The organism is Bradyrhizobium sp. Cp5.3, assembly GCF_000426265.1.
Taxonomy (GTDB): domain Bacteria; phylum Pseudomonadota; class Alphaproteobacteria; order Rhizobiales; family Xanthobacteraceae; genus Bradyrhizobium; species Bradyrhizobium neotropicale.
In genome coordinates this window covers 465,178-484,363 of record NZ_AUFA01000001.1, presented here as the reverse complement: position 1 = coordinate 484,363, position 19,186 = coordinate 465,178, and the positions used below count along the sequence as shown (strand labels likewise).

General features: G+C 64.4%; 13 protein-coding genes. 1 reads left to right on the top strand and 12 read right to left on the bottom strand.

The features are described 5' to 3' along the window. From K289_RS0102195 to K289_RS0102145, 11 genes are all read right to left on the bottom strand, one after another. Complete coding sequence (locus K289_RS0102195; RefSeq protein ID WP_027549962.1) at nucleotides 1–3,108, bottom strand: EAL domain-containing protein; 3,108 nt, start codon at nucleotides 3,106–3,108, stop codon at nucleotides 1–3. Between the two features lie 184 nt (nucleotides 3,109–3,292). Then, nucleotides 3,293–4,378 carry a branched-chain amino acid ABC transporter permease gene (locus K289_RS0102190; protein ID WP_198024651.1) on the bottom strand — a complete coding sequence of 362 codons (1,086 nt, stop codon included), beginning with the start codon at nucleotides 4,376–4,378 and terminating at the stop codon, nucleotides 3,293–3,295. Next, on the bottom strand, nucleotides 4,375–5,385 hold the full coding sequence (locus K289_RS0102185) for a branched-chain amino acid ABC transporter permease (protein ID WP_027549960.1): 1,011 nt from the start codon (nucleotides 5,383–5,385) through the stop codon (nucleotides 4,375–4,377). The genes K289_RS0102190 and K289_RS0102185 overlap by 4 nt, the downstream gene beginning before the upstream one ends. Beyond that, the gene (locus K289_RS0102180; protein ID WP_027549959.1) at nucleotides 5,382–6,104 is read right to left on the bottom strand and encodes an ABC transporter ATP-binding protein; all 723 of its coding nucleotides are present in this window, start codon (nucleotides 6,102–6,104) and stop codon (nucleotides 5,382–5,384) included. The genes K289_RS0102185 and K289_RS0102180 overlap by 4 nt, the downstream gene beginning before the upstream one ends. Then, complete coding sequence (locus K289_RS0102175; protein ID WP_027549958.1) at nucleotides 6,101–6,865, bottom strand: ABC transporter ATP-binding protein; 765 nt, start codon at nucleotides 6,863–6,865, stop codon at nucleotides 6,101–6,103. The genes K289_RS0102180 and K289_RS0102175 overlap by 4 nt, the downstream gene beginning before the upstream one ends. Nucleotides 6,866–7,036: 171 nt before the next feature. Further along, the gene (locus tag K289_RS0102170; RefSeq protein ID WP_027549957.1) at nucleotides 7,037–8,221 is read right to left on the bottom strand and encodes a substrate-binding domain-containing protein; all 1,185 of its coding nucleotides are present in this window, start codon (nucleotides 8,219–8,221) and stop codon (nucleotides 7,037–7,039) included. A gap of 103 nt (nucleotides 8,222–8,324) precedes the next feature. After that, the gene (locus K289_RS43800; RefSeq protein WP_035683594.1) at nucleotides 8,325–10,373 is read right to left on the bottom strand and encodes an acyl CoA:acetate/3-ketoacid CoA transferase; all 2,049 of its coding nucleotides are present in this window, start codon (nucleotides 10,371–10,373) and stop codon (nucleotides 8,325–8,327) included. Nucleotides 10,374–10,495: 122 nt separating this feature from the next. Beyond that, nucleotides 10,496–11,806 carry an MFS transporter gene (locus K289_RS0102160; protein ID WP_245283832.1) on the bottom strand — a complete coding sequence of 437 codons (1,311 nt, stop codon included), beginning with the start codon at nucleotides 11,804–11,806 and terminating at the stop codon, nucleotides 10,496–10,498. A 196-nt stretch (nucleotides 11,807–12,002) separates the two neighbouring features. Next, nucleotides 12,003–13,442 (bottom strand): sigma-54-dependent Fis family transcriptional regulator, encoded by a 1,440-nt coding sequence (locus K289_RS0102155; RefSeq protein ID WP_027549955.1) that lies wholly within the window; start codon nucleotides 13,440–13,442, stop codon nucleotides 12,003–12,005. Nucleotides 13,443–13,700: 258 nt separating this feature from the next. Then, nucleotides 13,701–15,437, bottom strand: a complete 1,737-nt coding sequence (locus tag K289_RS0102150; RefSeq protein WP_027549954.1) for a bifunctional diguanylate cyclase/phosphodiesterase — start codon at nucleotides 15,435–15,437, stop codon at nucleotides 13,701–13,703. 219 nt (nucleotides 15,438–15,656) lie between these two features. Then, nucleotides 15,657–16,622, bottom strand: a complete 966-nt coding sequence (locus tag K289_RS0102145) for a sensor histidine kinase (RefSeq protein WP_027549953.1) — start codon at nucleotides 16,620–16,622, stop codon at nucleotides 15,657–15,659. A gap of 179 nt (nucleotides 16,623–16,801) precedes the next feature. On the opposite strand from K289_RS0102145, the gene K289_RS0102140 reads away from it, so the two are divergent. Continuing rightward, nucleotides 16,802–17,644 carry an SDR family NAD(P)-dependent oxidoreductase gene (locus K289_RS0102140; protein WP_027549952.1) on the top strand — a complete coding sequence of 281 codons (843 nt, stop codon included), beginning with the start codon at nucleotides 16,802–16,804 and terminating at the stop codon, nucleotides 17,642–17,644. 147 nt (nucleotides 17,645–17,791) lie between these two features. Here K289_RS0102140 and K289_RS0102135 read toward each other — a convergent pair whose 3' ends face one another. Next, nucleotides 17,792–19,168 (bottom strand): cytochrome P450, encoded by a 1,377-nt coding sequence (locus tag K289_RS0102135; RefSeq protein ID WP_027549951.1) that lies wholly within the window; start codon nucleotides 19,166–19,168, stop codon nucleotides 17,792–17,794. Nucleotides 19,169–19,186 lie beyond the last annotated feature (18 nt).

Below are 19,186 nucleotides of genomic sequence, written 5' to 3'. Positions count from 1 at the left end.
TCAGGCCACCGCCGCCACCAGCATGTCGCCCGATCCGAACAGCTTGCGCACCTCAGTCGCAGGCTTCGGCGCGCTGAACAGATAACCCTGCATTTCCGTGCAGCCGAGCGTACGCAGCATCTCGCGCTGCGCTTCGGTCTCGACGCCTTCGGCGACGGTGGTCATGTTGCTGGCGGCGGCGATGTTCACCACTGCCTGCACGATCACGGGTGCGCCGCTCGCGTCCGCAATGTCGGCGACGAAGCAGCGGTCGATCTTGATCTTGTCGAACGGGAAGCGCTTCAAATAGCTCAGCGAAGAATAGCCCGTGCCGAAATCGTCGAGCGCGATGCGCACACCGATCGACCGGAGCTGGTGCAGGATCGAGAGCGCCGCCTCGTCGTCGCGGATCAGCACGGCCTCGGTGATCTCGAGCTCGAGCCGGCGGGGATCGAGCCCGGAGGCAGCAAGCGCGCCCGCGATCTTCAGCGCCAGCGTGTCGCATTTGAGCTGCACCGGCGAGACGTTGACCGCGAGCCGCACATGCGCCGGCCAGGTCGCAGCCTCCATGCAGGCGGTGCGCAGCACCCAGTCGCCGATCTCGGTGATCAGACCGGTATCCTCGGCGATCGGAATGAACTCGGCCGGTGATACCATGCCGCGTTCGGGATGACGCCAGCGGAGCAGCGCCTCGCACCCGGAGACCTCATTGGAGTGCAGATTGACCAGCGGCTGGTAGTTGAGCTCGAAGCCGCCGTTGACCATGGCTTGGCGCAGATCCTGCTCCATGGTGAGGCGCGCCTTGGCGCTCGCATCCATGGCGGGCACGAAGAAGCGGTAGGTGCGGCGTCCTTCTGCCTTGGCGCCGTACATCGCGAGGTCGGCATTCTTGATGAGCTGGTCGAGGTCGGTGCCGTCCTGCGGCGCCAGCGCGATGCCGATGCTGGCGTCGGTGGAGAGCTGATGGCCGAGGCAATGATAGGGCTGGCGGATCACCTCGTGGATGCGGGTCACGAACGACAGCACGTCGGCGGACGATTCCACCTTGGTCTGGATCACGGCGAATTCGTCGCCGCCGAGCCGTGCGATCAGATCGCCGTGCTTCAGGCAGCCGCGAATGCGGCCCGCGATCGCCTTGAGCAGCTCGTCGCCGACATGATGGCCGAGCGAATCGTTAATGCCCTTGAATTCGTCGACGTCAATGTAGAGCAGCGCGAATTGCTCGCCGTCGGCGACCTTCTCCAGCTCGCGCTCGATCTGCTCGCGGAACAGCGAGCGGTTGGGCAGGTCGGTCAGCGCATCGTAATGCGCCATGTGCGCGATCTTCTCGTCGGCCTTTCGCCGTTCCGTGATGTCCTCGATGACGTTGATGATGTAGCGCGGCTCGCCGGCCTTGTCGCGGATGCTGATGCGCTTCGAGATGACATGGCGATGGCCATGGATCCGCGTCTTCCAGCTTTGCTCCTTGAGCAGCAGTCGATTGGGCGATCGCAGCAGGGCGTCATCATCGCTGGTGACGATATCGGCATCCGCTTTCGGCAGAATGTCGGCCGCCGTCTTGCCGACGATGGTCTCGCCCGATTCCGTGAAGATTTCCTCGGCGATCCGGTTGACCAGCAGATATTGCCGCGTGTGGGCATCCTTCACGGTGATCTGCGAGGGGATGTGATCGATGATCTCGCGCAGGAACGTGTAGTTGCGGTCGCGCTCCTGCTCCAGATTGCGCCGCTCGGTGATCTCCTCGATGGTGGCGACCCACCCACCCTGCGCGAGGGGGGTGTTGATGACCTGGAACGAGCGTCCGTTGGGCAGTTGATGAATCCGTGTGGAGACCGTGCCTTCGGCGACGATCCTCATCACGTCGGCGCAAAACGCCTCGACATGACCGTCGAACGCTCCACGCTCCTTGCGATGGTACATCGCCTCATGGATGTGGCAGCCGGGCTTGATGACGTCGTGCGACAGGCCGAACATGTCGGCATAGCGGCGGTTGCAGGTGACGATAGTCCCGCTGGCGTCGTACAAGATCAGTCCCAGCGACATGTTGTTGATTGCAGTGTCGAGCCGCAGCCGCTCCGCTTCCAGCCGTTCCTGGGCCTCGCGGTTCTGCCGGTTGATCTGCCGGATGATCAGAAACAGGATCAGCGCGATCACTGTGGCCGAAAGCGTTGCCGTGGTGACCATGAAGCCGGTCTGCTGCCGCCAGTCGGCCAGGGCGGCGCTCATGGTGTTGGTCGCAACGATGACCAGCGGGAAGTGCATCAGCGACGCGGCGGAGCCGAGCCGCTCCTCGCCGTCGATGGGACTCTTGACGCGAAGCGTCTGCTGACCGCCCTTGGTCAGCACCTTCTGCATCAGCGGCGCATCCTTGAGACTCCGGCCGATCAGTTCTTCGACGTGCGGGTAGCGGGCCAGCATCTTGCCTTCGCGGTCGAACAGCGAGATGGCCGCTCCTTCGGCGAGCGCCACGGAGGCGAAATAGCGTTGATAGCTGTCGGGATCGATCCGGCGGACCATCGCGCCGAGGAAGGTGCCATCCGGCGTGCTCAGCCGGCGTGCCACGATCGTGGTCCATTTGCCGATGATGAAGCTGCGCACGGATTCCAGCAATACCGGCTCGGCAAGCGGATCCGACTTGAAGGTCTGGAAGTAGGCGCGCGCGGAGACGTTGATCTTGGGCAGCGGCTGCGCCCGCGACCAGTTGATCAGCTCGCCGTCCGCGTCGTAGATCGCGATGTCGCCCAGATAGGAGACGGCGCCGACCTTGCCACGCAGCATCTGGTTTGCGGCAGGCCCCGACATCCGCTCGCGGAACATCTCGGGCGAGGTGATCTCCGGCAGACGCATTTGTCCGATCAGATCGGCCGCGACGAGGTCGGAGTCCTCGAACTGCTGGTCGAAATGGCGTGCGATCAGCTGAACGGTGTTTTCCAGCTCGCGCTCGCGGTTGACGAGCGTGCGCTCGCGAAACTCGCCGACCGCCACGGCGGTCACGGCGAAGATGCCGGCTACGAGCAATGCGCCGGACAGGGTCAGCCACAGCACCGGGCCGCGCCGCGACGCTGCCTCCCAGCCGCCTCTCGCGGCTCGGGACATTCTGGCCGCGATCCCTGAAAATACCTGACGCATTCCCCCTCCCTGAGGGAACACGAATACACCGCACAAATGGCCTAAACCTTAGGAAAGCCAGTTACCTAAGCATTAATCCGGTTGTGCGGCCGCGATGGCGTGCAGCTCAGCGGGAATTTTTTGGTCTCATCCGCAGGTTGCGCGACACTTGCTGCAAACGTTGCGCTGCATCATTAATCGCGGCTTAATGCGGGGCGGCTGCTTTCTTGTCGCCGCCGCCACCGCGCAGCCGTCCGACCACGCCGGTCGGGAAGAAGTAGACGCTCGCAATGAACAGCAGCCCCAGCCACAGCAGCCAGCGGTCTGGGTGCAGGAGTCCCGGCAGCAGAGGCAGGCCGGCTTCGCTCGCCGCCTTGGCTGCGACACCCATCAGCGACTGGAGATAGTTTTGGGCAAGGATGAAGATCGTGGCGCCGATGATCGCGCCATAGATCGTGCCCATGCCGCCGATCACCACCATCAAGAGAATGTCCAGCATGATCGAGAAGCTGAGCGAGGTGTCGGGGCCGGCGTAGCGCAGCCAGAGCGCATTCAAGATGCCGGCACTGGCGGCGACCAGAGCGGCGAGGCAGTTGGCGTAGGTCAGGTGGAAGACGGTGCGGAAGCCGAGTGCTTCGGCGCGGAAGCGGTTCTCGCGGATCGCCTGGAGCACGCGCCCGAACGGCGAGTTCACCACGCGCAACAGACCAAGGATCATCAGCGCCGAGACGGCGAAAACGAGGTAGTAGGTCAGGGTACGGCCGTTGATCTCGAAGCCAAAGAGACTCTTGGAGATCAGCACCGTGCCGGGCCGCAGCAGCTCGGGCAATTGGAAGCTGCGGCCGTCCTCGCCGCCGGTCAGCCAGGAGAGCTGTGAGGCCAGCACCTGGAACGCGGAGGCGACCGCGAGCGTGATCATGGCAAAGAAGATCGCCGCCACCCGCAGCGAGAACAGGCCGATAGCGAGCGCGAGCAGGGCTGCGAGCGGCAGGCCGACGACGATGCCGGTTGCGACCGCGGCCCAATTGGGGCCCATCGCGTACAGCGCGATCGCGATCGCGTAGCTGCCGATGCCGTAGAACATGGTATGGGCGAACGACACCGTGCCGGTATAGCCGAGCAGCAGATCGTAGGAGGCGACCAGCGCGGCGAAGACGCAGATCTTGGCCGCGACGTTCAGCGCCTTGGCGCCGGGAAACAGGAAGGGCGTCGCCGCCAGCGCCAGGATGATGACGACGAGAATGAGGGTGAGGACGCGGCTCCGCGGCGGGTCGCCGGATAAAATCATCATCGGCTGGTCACCGCATAGAGGCCGCGCGGCCGCCACATCAGGATGGCGACCATCAGCAGGATGTTGGAGACGAGGGCGAGCTTCGGCACCAGGAAGCCGCCGTAATTGGCGACCATCGCCACCAGGATGGCGCCGATGAAGCAGCCGCCGATCGATCCCAGCCCGCCGATGATGACGACGATGAAGATCAGCACGGTGAGGTCGTCGCTCATGGAGGCATGGACCTGCTCGCGATAGAGCGCCCACATCACGCCGCCGAGGCCGGCGAGTGCCGATCCCGTCATGAACACGCCGAGGAACAGGCGGCGGATGCGATAGCCGAGCGCCTCGACCATCTCGCGGTTCTCGACCCCGGCGCGGATCAGGAGCCCGAGCTTGGTACGGTTCAGCACGAGCTGGATCGCGATGAAGACGGCGAGGCCGATCAGCGTTGCCAGCACGCGATATTTCGCGATCGCGACGTCACCGATCACGAACGAGCCGCGCAGCGAGGCGGGTAGCGGCAGCGGGATGATCTGCGGCCCCCACAGCGCGTAGAGCGTCTGCTCGGCGACGATCAGGCCGCCGGTCGTCATCAGGATCTGCTTCAGGTGCTGGCCGTAGACGGGCAGGATCAGCACCCGCTCGACGACGAGGCCGAGCGCGCCCGAGACGGCCATCGAGAGCAGCGCCGCCGGCGCCAGCACGGCGAGGTTCAGCCAGAGCGAGTCCGCCTGCATCGAGGCCGCGAAGGGCGCCAGTACCAGCGTCGCGATATAGGCGCCGACCGCGATGAAGGCACCGTGGCCGAAATTGAGCACGTCCATCAGGCCGAACACCAGCGTCAGGCCCGACGCCATGATGAAGATCATCATGCCCATGGCGAGGCTCGCGGCCGTCAGCGTCAGCCAGGAGCTGGTCGAGCCGATGAACGGGATCACCGCCAGCGCCAGTGCAATCGGCAGGAGGATCGGCGCGATGTCGCGCTTCGGCTTCGGCAGCGGATCGGTTGCGGCGAGTTCAGTCACTGATGCGCCTCCAGGCTCAGGCCGAGCAGCCGCTCCTGCAGCGGCACGTCGGCGGCCAGCGCCGCCATCCCGCCGCGATGGACGATGGTGCCGTTGTCCATGACCAGCACGCTGTCGCCGAGCTCGCGGGCGGCGAAGAAATTCTGTTCGACCAGCAGGATGGTGGCGCCCTTGCGCTTGATGTCCTTCAGGCATTCGATCAGCGCCATCACGATGGCGGGCGCCAGCCCCTTGGTCGGCTCGTCAATCAGCAGCAGCTTGCGCGGCTCGATGATGGCGCGCGCGATCGACAGCATCTGCTTCTGCCCGCCGGAGAGGCTCCCGGCGCGCGACAGCCAGAACCGGCGCAGCGCCGGGAAGAAGCCAAAAATCCAGTCGAGCTGGGTGTCGTCGAGCGGCCCGTCGCGCGCCGCCAGCACCAGATTCTCTTTCACCGTGAGATCGGAAAACACCGCCATGCTCTCCGGCACGTAGCCGACGCCGCGCCGCGCGATATCGGGCGTGGCGCGACTCTCGATGCGCTCGCCGGCAAGGTTGATCTCGCCGCTCGAGGCCTGCCACAGCCCCATGATGGTGCGCAGCGTCGTGGTCTTGCCGGCGCCGTTGCGGCCGAGCAGCATCGTGGTCTGCCCCTGCGGGACCACGAGATCGATGCCCTGGAGGATGTGGTAGCGGCCGATATGGGTGTGCACGCCGGACAGTGTCAGAAGGTCGGTCATGCGGCGCTCTTCGGAGCAATGCCGAGATAGGCTTCCTGCACGATCGGCGAGGCGATCACCTCGGCCGGCGGGCCGTCGGCGACGAGCTGGCCGTTGTGCAGCACGATGATGCGGTCGGCGAGCGAGCGCACCACGTCCATCTTGTGCTCCACCAGCAGGATGATCTTGCTCTTGTCCTGCTTGAGCTGCGCGATCAGGTTGAGGACGACAGGCACCTCGTCGATGCTCATGCCGGCGGTCGGCTCGTCGAACATGAAGACCTTCGGCTCCAGCGCGATCATCAGGGCGACCTCGAGCTTGCGCTGGTCGCCATGCGACAGCGCGGTCGCCGGTACACCGCGCCGATTGCCGAGCGCGACTTGGTCGAGGATGCCATCGGCGCGCGCGATCAGGTCACGCCGCACCATCCAGGGCCGCAGCATGTCGTAATGGGTGCCGTTCGCCGCCTGCACGGCGAGGCGGACGTTCTCTTCCACCGTCAGGTTCGGGAAGAGATTGGTGAGCTGGAAGGCGCGCCCCAGGCCTGCGCGGGTGCGCAAGGGCGCGGAATGCTCGGTGATGTCGGTGCCGTCGAACAGGATGCTGCCGCTCGAGGCGCGAAGCTGGCCCGAGATCAGGTTGAAATAGGTGGTCTTGCCGGCGCCGTTCGGCCCGACGATGGCGGTGAGCTCGCCCGGGCGAAAAATGCAGCTCACATTGTTGACCGCGACATGGCCGCCGAAGCGAATCGTCAGGTCGCGGGTTTCGAGAGTCAGAGCCATTGTGAGTCCGGCGAACGATAGGGTTGGGACGTATCCAGGATCACGCTGCGCTCCCTCCCCCGCTTGCGGGGGAGGGGTGGGGAGAGGGTGTTTTCCACGATCAAGACTGCCCAAGAGGGCAGAGCCCTCTCCCGGCCTCCCCCGCAAGCGGGGGAGGTGAAGCAAGAGAACTCAGCGCTTGTTGCGGACCGGAACGTCCATGTCCTCGATCTTCAGCTCGCGGACCGGCTCGAGGATCGCCCAGGCGACGTTCGGATCGACCTTGACCTTGAAGTGATACATGCTCTGCAGCGCCTGATGGTCTTCTTTGCGGAACACCATCTTGCCCTTCGGCGTGTCGAATTCCAGGCCTTCCATCGCCGTGATCAGCTTCTCGGTGTCGGTCGACTTCGCCTTGGTGACGGCGGCGACGACGGACATCGCGGCGGCGAATCCGCCTGCGGTGAAGAAGTCCGGCGGCGCGTTGAAGCGCTTCTGGTGCTCGGCGACCAGCCAGTCGTTCACCGGGTTCTTCGGAATGTCATAGTAGTAATAGGTCGCGCCTTCCATGCCCGGCAGGCCCTTGTAGGCGGCGAGCGCCGGCAGGATGTTGCCGCCGGTCGAGAGCTCGATGCCGTAGCGCTTCGGGTCCATGTCCTGGAGCTTGGCGAGTGGATTGCCGGCGCCGGCCCAGATCACCCAGATCACCTTGCGGCCGGGCTTGTCCTTCAGCGCATCGAACAGGCGCTGGCCGACTGCGGTGAAGTCGGTAGTGTTGGTCGGGGCATATTCTTCCGCCGCCAGCGTCGCGCCGGTCTTGGCGAGCGCTTCCTTGAAGGCGGCGACGCCGTCGCGGCCGAAAGCGTAGTCCTGCGCCAGCGTCGCAACGGTGACGCCCTGCTTGCCGATCGCAACCGCGTTGGAGATCGCGTCCTGCGAGGAGTTGCGCGCCGTGCGGAAGATGTAGCGATTCCACTTCTCGCCGGTAATCTGGTCCGCAACCGCCGGCTCGACGATCAGGATCTTCTTGTTTTCCTCGGCGACGGGGAGAATGGCGAGCGCCGCGGCCGACGAGGTCGTGCCGATCGCGATGTCGGCCTTGTCGTCCTGATAGGCCTCGGCCAGCGCCGCCTTCGAGAGGTCCGGCTTGCCCTGGTCGTCCTTGGTGATGATGACGATCTTGCGACCGTCGAGCGTCATGGTGCCCTTGGTGGCGTATTCAAAACCCATCTGCAGGCCGGTCTCGGTCTGCTTGGCATAGGCCTCGAGCGGACCGGTCTTGCCGTAGATCAGCGCGACCTTGAGATCATCTGCGCGCGCGGACGTCGCCGCGGCAAGGCCGAGAATGGTTGTTGTTATGATGAATGACAAACGCAAGACAGTCCCTCCCGATAAAATTTGTTGGGCAACAGCGATTTGCACAGCCTGACGAACATTGCAATTGAACCTTCCGGCCGAGGCCGTGCCTGCAAGATGCGCATCATTTTTCCGCCCGCCGCGCCGCGCGCTGCGCATCGCCGTCGGATGCGACGTCCTCGGTCTGGCGCCAATCCGATTGCGCCTCTTCGGCGCTCTCGAAGATGTGCGGCGCAACGCCACGCTTCTCCAGCGCTTCGCCAAGCTTGATTCGCAGGAAGCCGGAGGTGGTGTAGCGCGAGACGCCCGCATAGAAGCGATCGGTGAGGCTGCGCACCATGGCGGAATAATCGTCGAGCAGCTCGGGCAGGATCGAGAAGTTGTCATAATTGACGATGGCATAGACCCGGCGGCCGAGCGGGGCGAGCCTGGCCTCGACGATCGCCGCGATCGCGTCGATCTCGGCCTTGCTGCGCAGGGGAAAGCGCTCCAGATTGACGAAGAACAGGTTCTGCTGCTCGTCGAGCGTGAAGCGCTGGTCGAGCGGGATGGTGAGCAATCGCTCGCGCAAATCCATGGGAGCGTCGCGGAAGATGCGGGCGTCCATCAGCATGGGATCGCGCGGAACCAGCGGCTTGAAGTCCATCAGGCGCAGAATGTCGCGCTCGATATCGATGCCAGGCGCGACTTCCGTGAGCTCGATCCCGTCAGGGCGAAGCTCGAACACGCAGCGATCGGTGACGTAGAGAACCCGCTGTCCGCGCGCGGCGGCAACGGCGCCGCTGAAGGTGACGTGCTCGACCTTGTCGACGAATTTGCGCGACGTGGCCTCTTCGAGGATCGACAGCCTGCCGTCATTGACTGCGATGCGCTGCCTGCCCGCACCGAAGGTGCCGACGAAGACCACCTCCTTGGCGTTCTGGCTGATGTTGATGAAGCCGCCGGCGCCGGCGAGCTTCGGCCCGAACTTGCTGACATTGAGATTGCCGGCGCGGTCGACCTGGGCGAGCCCGAGAAAGGCGGCATCTAACCCGCCGCCGTCATAGAAGTCGAACTGGTAGGGCTGGTCGATCACGGCCTGCGTGTTGATCGCGGCGCCGAAATCGATGCCGCTGGCGGGGATGCCCCCGATCACGCCGGGTTCCGCCGTCAGCGTGATGAGGTCGATGATCCGCTCTTCGTTGGCGACGGAGGCGATCCCCTCGGGCATGCCGATGCCGAGATTGACGACGCTGTTGGCCTTCAGCTCGAAGGCGGCGCGGCGGGCGATGATCTTGCGCTCGCTCATGGGCATCACCGGCAGCGAGGCGGCGCGGACCCGGATCTCGCTGCTGAACGCCGGATTGTATTGCGTGCCGAATGTCTGCCAATGATGTTCGGGCTTTGCCACGACGACGCAATCGACGAGGATGCCGGGAATCTTGACCTGGCGCGGATTGAGGCTGCCGCTCTCGGCGACGCGTTCGACCTGGGCGATAACGATGCCGCCGGAATTGTGCGCCGCCATCGCAATGGCGAGCGCCTCGAGCGTCAGCGCCTCCTTTTCCATGGTGAGGTTGCCGTCGGGATCGCCGGTGGTGGCGCGGATGATCCCGACATTGATCGGGAAGGTCTTGTAGAGCAGGCATTCTTCGCCGCCGATCGTGATCAGTTCGACCATCTCCTCGGTGGTGCGTGCATTCAGCTTGCCGCCGCCGTTGCGGGGGTCGACGAATGTGCCCATGCCGACGCGGGTGATGTGTCCCGGCCGGTGCGCGGCGATGTCGCGGAACAGGTGCGTGATCACGCCCTGCGGCAGGTTGTAGGCCTCGATCTGATTGGCGATCGCGAGCTGCTGCAGTTTTGGCGCAAGGCCCCAGTGCCCGCCGATGACGCGGCGGACCAGGCCTTCATGGGCGAAATGGTTGAGGCCGCGATGCTTGCCGTCGCCCTGGCCGGCGGCATAGACCAGCGTCAGATTGCGCGGCTTGCCTTGCGTGTAGGGCGCATCGCCTTCGTTGGAGAGATAGAGCTCCTCCAGCGCCAGCGCGATCTCCTCGGCAAAGCCGATGCCGACGAAGCCGCCGGTGGCGACCGTGTCGCCGTCACGGATCAGTATGACGGCTTCCGCCGCGGTGACGACTTTGCCCTTCTCGGCGTTGCGCAAATAGGGCAAGGCAGGATGCTGGCTCATGGCATTCCCTCCCATGTCTGTTGCGGACCGCATGCCCGTTCTTCTCGTTTGGCCTTATTGGTATCGCGTGGAGCGGCTGGCGACCAGCCGCTCCGGCGTCGCGGGCGTCGCACTGAGCCCATTCAGGGCTGAGCGATCTTGCGTGTTTCGGTGGCAAAATACACCGACACGACGGTGATGATGGCCAGCCCGATCATGTAGAGCGAGATCGGCCAGGTCGCAGGGGCGTAAGCCGTCATCAGGCCGGTCGCGATCAGCGGCGACAGCGCGCCGGCGAAGATCGAGGCGAGGTTATAGCCGAGCGAGACGCCGCTATAGCGGACCTTGGTTCCGAACAGCTCCGACAGGAAGCTCGCCTGCGGCCCGTACATCGCGGCGTGACCGACCGCGAGGCCCAGCACGATCGCGATCCAGGCGAGGTGCGGGTTCTTGGTCGACAGCAGCATGAACAGCGGGAACGACATTAGCGCCGAGAATACGGCTCCGAAAATGTAGATCGGTCGCCGTCCGACCTTGTCGGACAGCGCGCCGAAGGCCGGAATGGTGAAGGTTTCGATCGCCGCTGCGATCAGGACGCCGTTCAGCATGTCCTGCTTGTTCATGCCGAGCGATTGCGTTGCATAGGCGAGCACGAAGGTGGCGTAGATGTAGAAGAAGCCGTTCTCGGCGAAGCGCGCACCCATCGCCAGCAGGATGTTCTTGGGATACATGCGGATCGCGTCGACGATCGGCATCTTCACTTCCTGCTTGGAGTCCTTGACCTTCTGGAACTCCGGCGATTCCGCGATGGTGAAGCGGATCCACAGGCCGACCAGCACCAGCGCGATCGAGAACAGGAACGGAATGCGCCAGCCCCAGGCATAGAGCTGGGCGTCGGTGAGCATCGAGGACACCACCGAGAACACCAGCGTGCCGAGCACGAGGCCGAGCGGGGCGCCGAGCTGCGGCCAGCTTCCGTAAAAGCCCTTCTTGTCCTCGGGCGCGTGCTCGACCGCCATCAGCACCGCGCCGCCCCATTCGCCCCCGAGCCCAAAACCCTGGACCAGCCGGCAGGTGACGAGCAGGACCGCGGCCCAGATGCCGGCGGTCTCATAGGTCGGAAGGAAGCCGATCGCCGCAGTCGCCGCGCCCATGATCAGGAGCGTCAGATAGAGCATGGTCTTGCGGCCGATCTTGTCGCCGTAGTGGCCGAACACGACGCCGCCGAGCGGGCGGGCAATGAAGCCGAGGGCGTAGGTCGCGAACGCCAGGAGCGTGCCGACCATGGCGTCGAAGGTGGGAAAGAACAGCTTGTTGAAGATCAGCGCCGCGGCGGTGCCGTAGAGGAAGAAGTCGTACCATTCGATCGCCGTGCCGATCAGGCTCGCGGTGGCGACCGTGACATGCGAGGGCTGTTTCGCCTCAAGCTGATTGACGGTGATCGCTCCACTCATCTTGCGTCCTCCCTGGTTGCGAATGCGCATTTGCAGCATGCGTCATTGTGCAAAGCGAAGAGCAAGCTCCGCGCCAGTTGCGGTCGGTTTGCGCAAAATGGCTGAAAATCCGGCATTTCCCGCACCGGGGCGGGGAAAGCCGCGCGAGGCGCCGTGTCAGGAATCCGAGACTCCGGACAGTCCCGTGTCTCGAAATTCAGACGGAGGAGGGTCCCGACGCCAGGCCGAACTTGGCGAGCTTCTTGTAGAAGGTCGCGCGCGAGATACGCAGCATCTTGGCGGCTTCCGAGATCTGGCCATTGCTGGCGGCGAGCGCCTGTTCGAGTGTGTGCTTCTCGAACTCGGCCTCGGCTTCGGCATAGGGCACCACGATGCCGGCCGGCCGCGCCGGCGCGGCGTGCCTGGTCTCGATGCCGACGGGGAGAATGCGGACGAAATCGTCGCCGGTCAGCCGTGCGGAATCGCTGAGGATCAGCGCGCGCTCCAGGATGTTGCGGAGCTCGCGGACGTTGCCCGGCCAGTCGTAACGGGCGAGCGCGGCGAGTGCGCTCGGCGTGATCTTGGCGTTGACGTAGTCGCCGGAGGCGCTGATGTCCTCGAGCAGCCGCGCACAGATCTCGGGCAGGTCATCGAGGCAGTCGCGCAAGGGAGGCAGGTCGATCGAGAGCACGTTCAGACGGTAGTAGAGGTCGGCCCGGAACGCGCCCTCGCTGACGCGCTTGTGCAGATCGACATTGGTCGCGGCAACCACGCGGACGTCGACCTTCGATACCTTGTCGGAGCCGAGCGGCTCGATCTCGCGCTCCTGCAGCACGCGCAGGAGCTTTGCCTGCAATTGCAGCGGCATTTCGCCGATCTCGTCGAGGAATAGCGTGCCGCCATCGGCGATGCGGAATTTTCCTTCGCGGCCTTTGCGGTCGGCGCCGGTATAGGCGCCGGGCGCGGTGCCGAAGAATTCCGACTCGATCAGCGTGTCCGGGATCGCGGCGACGTTGACGCTGACGAACGGCTTGTCGGCGCGGGACGAGGCATTGTGTATAGCCTGCGCCAGCATCTCCTTGCCGGTTCCGGTTTCGCCGGTGAGAAGCACCGTGACGCTCTGCCGCGCGGCGCGGCCTGCGAGCTCCTTGGCCCGGGCGATGCCCGGCGTCTTGCCGACGAAGTCGGCGAAAGTGAAGCGCGCCGCGCGGGCGTTCGACAATTGCCGGCGGGCCAGCCGCAGATCGCTCTCGAGCTGGCTGACGCGGGCGAGCAGCGGTTTGAGGCTTTCGAGGTGATCATAGAGCACGAAGCCGATCGCGCCGATCACCGTCCCTCTCTCGTCCTCGATCGGCATGCGCGTGACGACGAGCTGCTCGCCGCCGAGCTCCATGATGTCGAGCAGGATCGGCTCGCCGGTCTCGGCCACCTTCCGCATCAGGCTGTTCGGGATGATCTCTTCGATGGGACGGCCGATCGCCTCGGTGGTGCGCTTGAGGCCGAGGGAGGTGAGATACTTCTCGTTGACGTAGACGACCCGGCCGTTGCGATCGATCGCAATTGCGCCCTCGCAGAGCTTTTCCAGCCGTTCGAACAGCGTCTCCATCGCGCGCGCACGGAGATAGACGGGATCGCTGACGGAGGCGGGGACGGACATGGCGTACCTCGGACGAAGTCCACCTGCTTATTACCAAAAGGGTAGCAATTTCAAAGCGGGATTTGGTGGATGAGCCGCTCTCGATCTATCCCCGTCACCCTGAGGTGGCCGCTTCGCCAGCGACCCTCGAAGGGCGACGGCCCGGCTGCATCCCGGCCGTTCATCCTTCGAGGCTCGACCCGCGATGCATTCGCATCGTGGGTCTCGCACCTCAGGATGACGGAATGATCAGCTCATCGCATGATCGCGTCGCGCCCCCTACCGCCGGTACCCGCTCGCGCGCGAATAGCCCTGGCGGTTTTGCTGCATCGGGCGGCTTGCGACGCTGACGCGCGCCTCGCTGGAGGCCGGCGTTGCCAGCTTCAGCTCCTCCAGGAAGATCGGCCGGGCGAAGTAATAGCCCTGCGCGTAGCGGATCTTGGTTGCGGCCTGCAGATAGGCCAGCTCCTCGTAGGACTCGAGCCCCTCGGCGATGACGGTCATTCCGAGCGCTTCGCTTAAGGATTCGATCGCGCGCAAGATGCCCTGGCTGCGCGGACGCTTATGGATGTCGGTGATGAAGGAGCGGTCGATCTTGATCTCGTCGGCGGTGATGTCGGCGAGCGCAGACAGCGAGGAATAGCCGGTGCCGAAATCGTCGATGGAGATGCCGACGCCGAGCTTGCGGAACATCGGCAGGATCTCGGCCTGGAAATGATTCTTGGCCACGAACGCGTCTTCCGTCACCTCGATCATGAAGCGCTGGGGAAAGCCAGTCTCCTCCAGCGCCTGCGCGAAGGTGCGCATGAATTCGGGATTGCCGGCCTGCTTGGCGGCAACATTGATGCTGATGGTGGCTTCGGCGCCGAACGTGTCGTTGATCAGGTCGATCGACTTCACGATCTCGGCGAGCACGAGATGGGTCAGCTCGTCGATCAGCCCCAGCTCGCTGGCGAGGTTGATGAACGAGCCGGGTGCCTGGATCACGCCCTCGTCGTCGCGTAGGCGCACCAGCGCCTCGATGCCCTTCACCGCCTGCGTCCTGATGTCGACCTTGGACTGGAAGGTACAGCAGAAGCGCTTCTCCAGGATCGCGAGCCGCAGCGACTGCTCGATCTTCATGCGCGCGAGCGCCTCGCGCTCCATGCTGGAATCGAAGAAGGCCGCCGTGCCCTTGCCGTTGTTCTTGATCCGGTACATCGCGATATCGGCATTCTGTCGCAGCATCTCGAAGCTGCGGCCGTGATCCGGGTACAGGCTGACGCCGACGGAGGTGGAGGCGAAGATCTCGGAATGATCGATGAAGAAGGGTGCGGTCAGCCGCTTCAGCGTCGACTGCATGAACTCGGCGACCTCCTGCTCGCTCTCGATCGGCGAGAGCAAGAGCAGGAATTCGTCGCCGGAGATGCGCGACAGCATGTCGGTTTCGCGCAAGTCCCGGCCGAGCCGCTTCGATAGCTCGACCAGCAGCGCGTCGCCGACGGCGTGGCCGTAATAGTCGTTGATGTGCTTGAAATTGTCGACATCGAGGAAGGCGAGCGCGAAGCGTTCGCCGGACTTCTCGCGTGCGAGAATGCTGTTTGCGCGATGCTCGATCACACGCCGTGACGGCAGCCCGGTCAGCTCGTCGAAATAGGCCGAGCGGAACAGCTGGTCCTCGAAGTTCTTCTGCTCGGTGATGTCCGCGGAGGCCGAGATCAGGAGGTCGCGGCCGGAAAGGCGGACCAGCCGGTGCGTGGTGAGCAGCACCTGGCGCGCGGCGCCGTCCTGCAGCGCTTCCTCGGTGACGATGGCCTGGCCGGCTTTCAGTGCCTGCTGGCAGGCATCCCGGCGCTGCGCGAGATCGTGTGCGGGGCGGCTGCCGTCCATGCCGAGCTGGGCGGCGGCGGCATCGTTAACCAGGAGAAGGTCGCCGCGCGCGTCCTGAACGGTCAGGCCGGCGGGCAGCATTCTAATGATTTCCTTGAGAAATCCGAGTTCGGCTTCACCCGCGCCGGAGTATTTGTTGTCGTTCATAGAATTCATGAATCTTCTTGTTCAGGCGCGCCTTTGCAATGCGCGCGATCATGCGCAGCTCCCTCTTAGGTTTGGTTAAGGGGTCCGCAGAAATACGAGGGTGTTTTGGCGGAAACTTGCGACGTTGCGACGCGCGGCGCCGATCGTCATTAACAGAGCGTCAACAGCGCTTGCGAAACCGCGAGCGAAGCGCGCGATCTGCTTTCGTTTGCAGCGAGGCTACCCCTTTTGTGGGATGCGACACTGCATGATGCAATGCAGCCCGGTCCTCAGATAGGAGATCTCGGTCTTGCCGTCGAAGGCGGACAGTGCCGACTTCAGCAATTTGGTGCCGAAGCCGGGTGCCGACACCTTGTCGACCGTCGGGCCCTCGGTTTCATCCCAGGTGATGGTGAGACGATCGTCGTTGACGGTCCATGACACCTGCAGCAGTCCGCGCGGCGAGGAGAAGGCGCCGTATTTGCCCGCATTGGTGGCGAGCTCGTGAAACATCAGTGACAGCGTGACCGCGAGCTTCGCCGGCAGGAACAGCCGATCGCCGTTGAGCGTGAAGCGGACATGGCCGTAGGGACCGAGCTCCGAGATCAGGAGGTCACGGATGTCGCAGCCGGTATTGTCGATCCGTGAGATCAGATCGTCGGTTGCGGCCAGCGACCGCAACCGCGGATCGATCCTGGACCAGACCTGCGGCTGCTCGTGCAGCACCTGGTGCAGCACGGCATGCACCGTCGAGAGCTTGTTCTTCAGCCGGTGCTGGAGCTCGTCGACCAGGAGCTTGCGATAGTCCTCTTCCTCGATCAGGCGTTTGGCGATCCGGCGCTGCTCCACCAGCATCGTGCGGTAGTGCTCGACGCCCCAGATGGTGAGCGCACAGACGGCCCAATAGAGCGCCATCAGTGCAAATCGCGCGTGGTCGGCAACGGTGTCGCCGAAGTTCAGGACCACGCCGAGCACGCCGCCGACGATCGCCGTCAAAATGCCGATCCGGAAACCTCCGAACGCGGTGGCAAAGAACACGGCCGGGAAGTACGGAGTGAAGTAGACGTCAGGGCGGACATGGGCGAGGCCCCAGCGCGCCAGCGTTGCAAGCGCGATGCAGGCCGCCGCGAAGACGAGGCTCAGGCCGAGCGACGGCGGCGCCACGCCCTGCCAGCCTTTCCGGAATTCGTCGACCAGCTTCACCATGCGCGGCCCAATCGCGTCGTGGGTTCGAAATTCGAGCGGCAGGTGAGAATGTTACGCATAACGCGCGCACAAGCATAGCTTGCCTTGCCGGGAGCGGGGCGGGATAGTTGCCATTGCGGCCGCGGCATCGACCGGTGCCCGCCAATTGGCCTCAAATCACTCAAAAAGGGGAACATTCAATGGGCAGGCTGGACGGCAAGGTTGCGGTGATCACCGGTGCGACGAGCGGAATCGGACTGCGTACGGCGGAAGTCTTCGTTGCGGAAGGTGCCAAAATTGTGATCGCAGGTCGCCGTATACCGGAGGGCGAAGTTTTGGCGCGACAACTCGGCGCCGCCTGTATCTTCCGCCAGACGGATGTGACGGTGGAAGAGCAGATGCGCGCGCTGATCGCGCTTGCGGTGGAAAAGTTCGGCCGGATCGATTGCCTCTTCAACAACGCCGGCGGGCCGGCACAAACCGGCGGTATCGAAGGCCTCGAGGTCGAGCGCTTCGATGCGGCGATGGCGACACTGGTGCGGAGCGTCATGCTCGGTATGAAGCACGCCGCGCCCTACATGAAGAAGCAGGGGTCTGGCAGCATCATCAACAATGGCAGCATCGCTGGCCGCCTCGCCGGTTTCTCCTCCTCGATGGTCTATGGTGCGGCCAAGGCCGCGGTGATCCACCTCACCAAATGCACGGCAATGGAACTCGGCGAGTCCAACGTGCGGGTCAATTCGATCTCGCCGGGGGCAATCGCGACCGGCATCTTCGGCAAGGCGCTGGGGCTAACCACCGAAGCCGCCGAGAAGACGCTGGCGGTGATGCGCGAGGTTTATAAGAGCGCGCAGCCGATCCCGCGCGCGGGCCTTCCTGACGACATCGCGCACGCCGCGGTGTTCCTGGCGAGCGACGAGTCGAGCTTCATCAACGGCCATGATCTCGTCATCGACGGCGCCATGACCGGTGGCCGCAACTGGAGCCAGCAGCAGCAGGGCTATGTCGCGCTGCGCAAGGCATTCGATCAGGGGGCGGGGTAGGTCTCGTGCCCCAGACGCAGAATCCGTAGAGTGGGCAAAGGCGCGTTCTTCGCGCGCCGTGCCCACCAACGGTGCTTGAACCTGGAGGAGATGTGGTGGGCACGCTTCGCTCTGCCCACCCTACGATCTACTGTCCGTGTGGCGAATTCACACCGCCTTCACCACCACCCGCAGCCCGTCCCTCGGCTTCGGGATCGGCCACATCTGCCAGTCAGGCTTGTAGCCGGACTCCAGCGACACCTCGATGTTCTGCAGGAAATGCCGCGCGAAGCATTTCGCCTGCATGTAGGCGAAGTGCAGGCCGAGGCACATATGCGCGCCGCCGCCGAACGGCACCCAGGCGAAGCGGTGGCGATTGCGCTGTGCCTCCTCGGTGAAGCGCAGGGGATCGAAGCGGTCCGGCTCCGGCCAGATGTCCTCCATGTAGTGCGTAAAGAGCGGATTGACGCCGACCGAGGTGCCGGCAGGAATCGCAAAGCCCTTGAAGGTGAAATCGCGCATGGCGCGGCGCGGCATCGACGGCACCGGTGGTCTGATCCGTAGCGTCTCCCTGAACGCCATGTCCGACAGCGGCATTTTTTCCAGATCGTCAACGCCTGTGGGCGCGTCGGCTGCCAGCCCGAGCGCAAAAACCTCGCTGCGCAGCCTCTGCTGCCAATCGGGGTACGCCGCGAGCGCGCCGATGAAGGACGTCAGCGACGAGGTCAGCGTATCGTGGGCGGCCATCATCAGGAAGCTCATGTGGTCGATGATGTCCTGTTCGGAGAGCAGCGCGCCGTCCTCATGGGTGGCGCGACAAAGCTGCGAGAACAGGTCCTCGCCGCCGTCTTTGGCGCGGCGGAGCGGAATCTGTTCGCGAAAATAGGCGACGACGCGCTTCCGCCCGGCCACGCCGCGCGCCATCTGCGTGCCCGGCAGCGGACGGCGGATCGGGGCGACAGAGGCTGCCACCATGTCGGCAAAAGCGCGGTTGATCTCGTTGACCTCCGGTCCGATATCGGCGCCGAGGAAGGAGGTCGCAGCGAGATCGAGCGTGAGCTGCTTCATCGCCGGATAAAGCTGCATCACGCCAGGCTTCGCCTTCCACTGCGCGATCCGCGCTGCGATGCCCTTGTCGAGGTCGATGAGATAGGACTTCATCGGCCCGGACTTGAAGGCGACCGACAGTGCCTTGCGGTGCAGGCGGTGCTCTTCGAAATCGAGCAGCATCAGGCCGCGCGGGAACAACAGTTCGAGCACGCGGTTCCAGCCATGGGTCGATGAGAACAGCTTTTGCTGGTCGAACAGCACGAACTCGTTGGCCTCGGGTCCGAGCAGCACGACGTTGGTCTGGCCAAAGGTGTGGGTGCGATAGACGAGACCGTATTTCGCAGCGCACGCCTCGACATTGCCCTTCGGGTCGGCCAGCACCTCGAATGTCTTGCCGATGATCGGCCAGCCCTCGTCGCCCGGGATATGCTTCAGCTCGTTGCGCTTGGGCGACACGAAGCCGAGCGCAGGCGAGGCGACGTTCTGCATCGACATGACGAGTGCTCCGGTTGG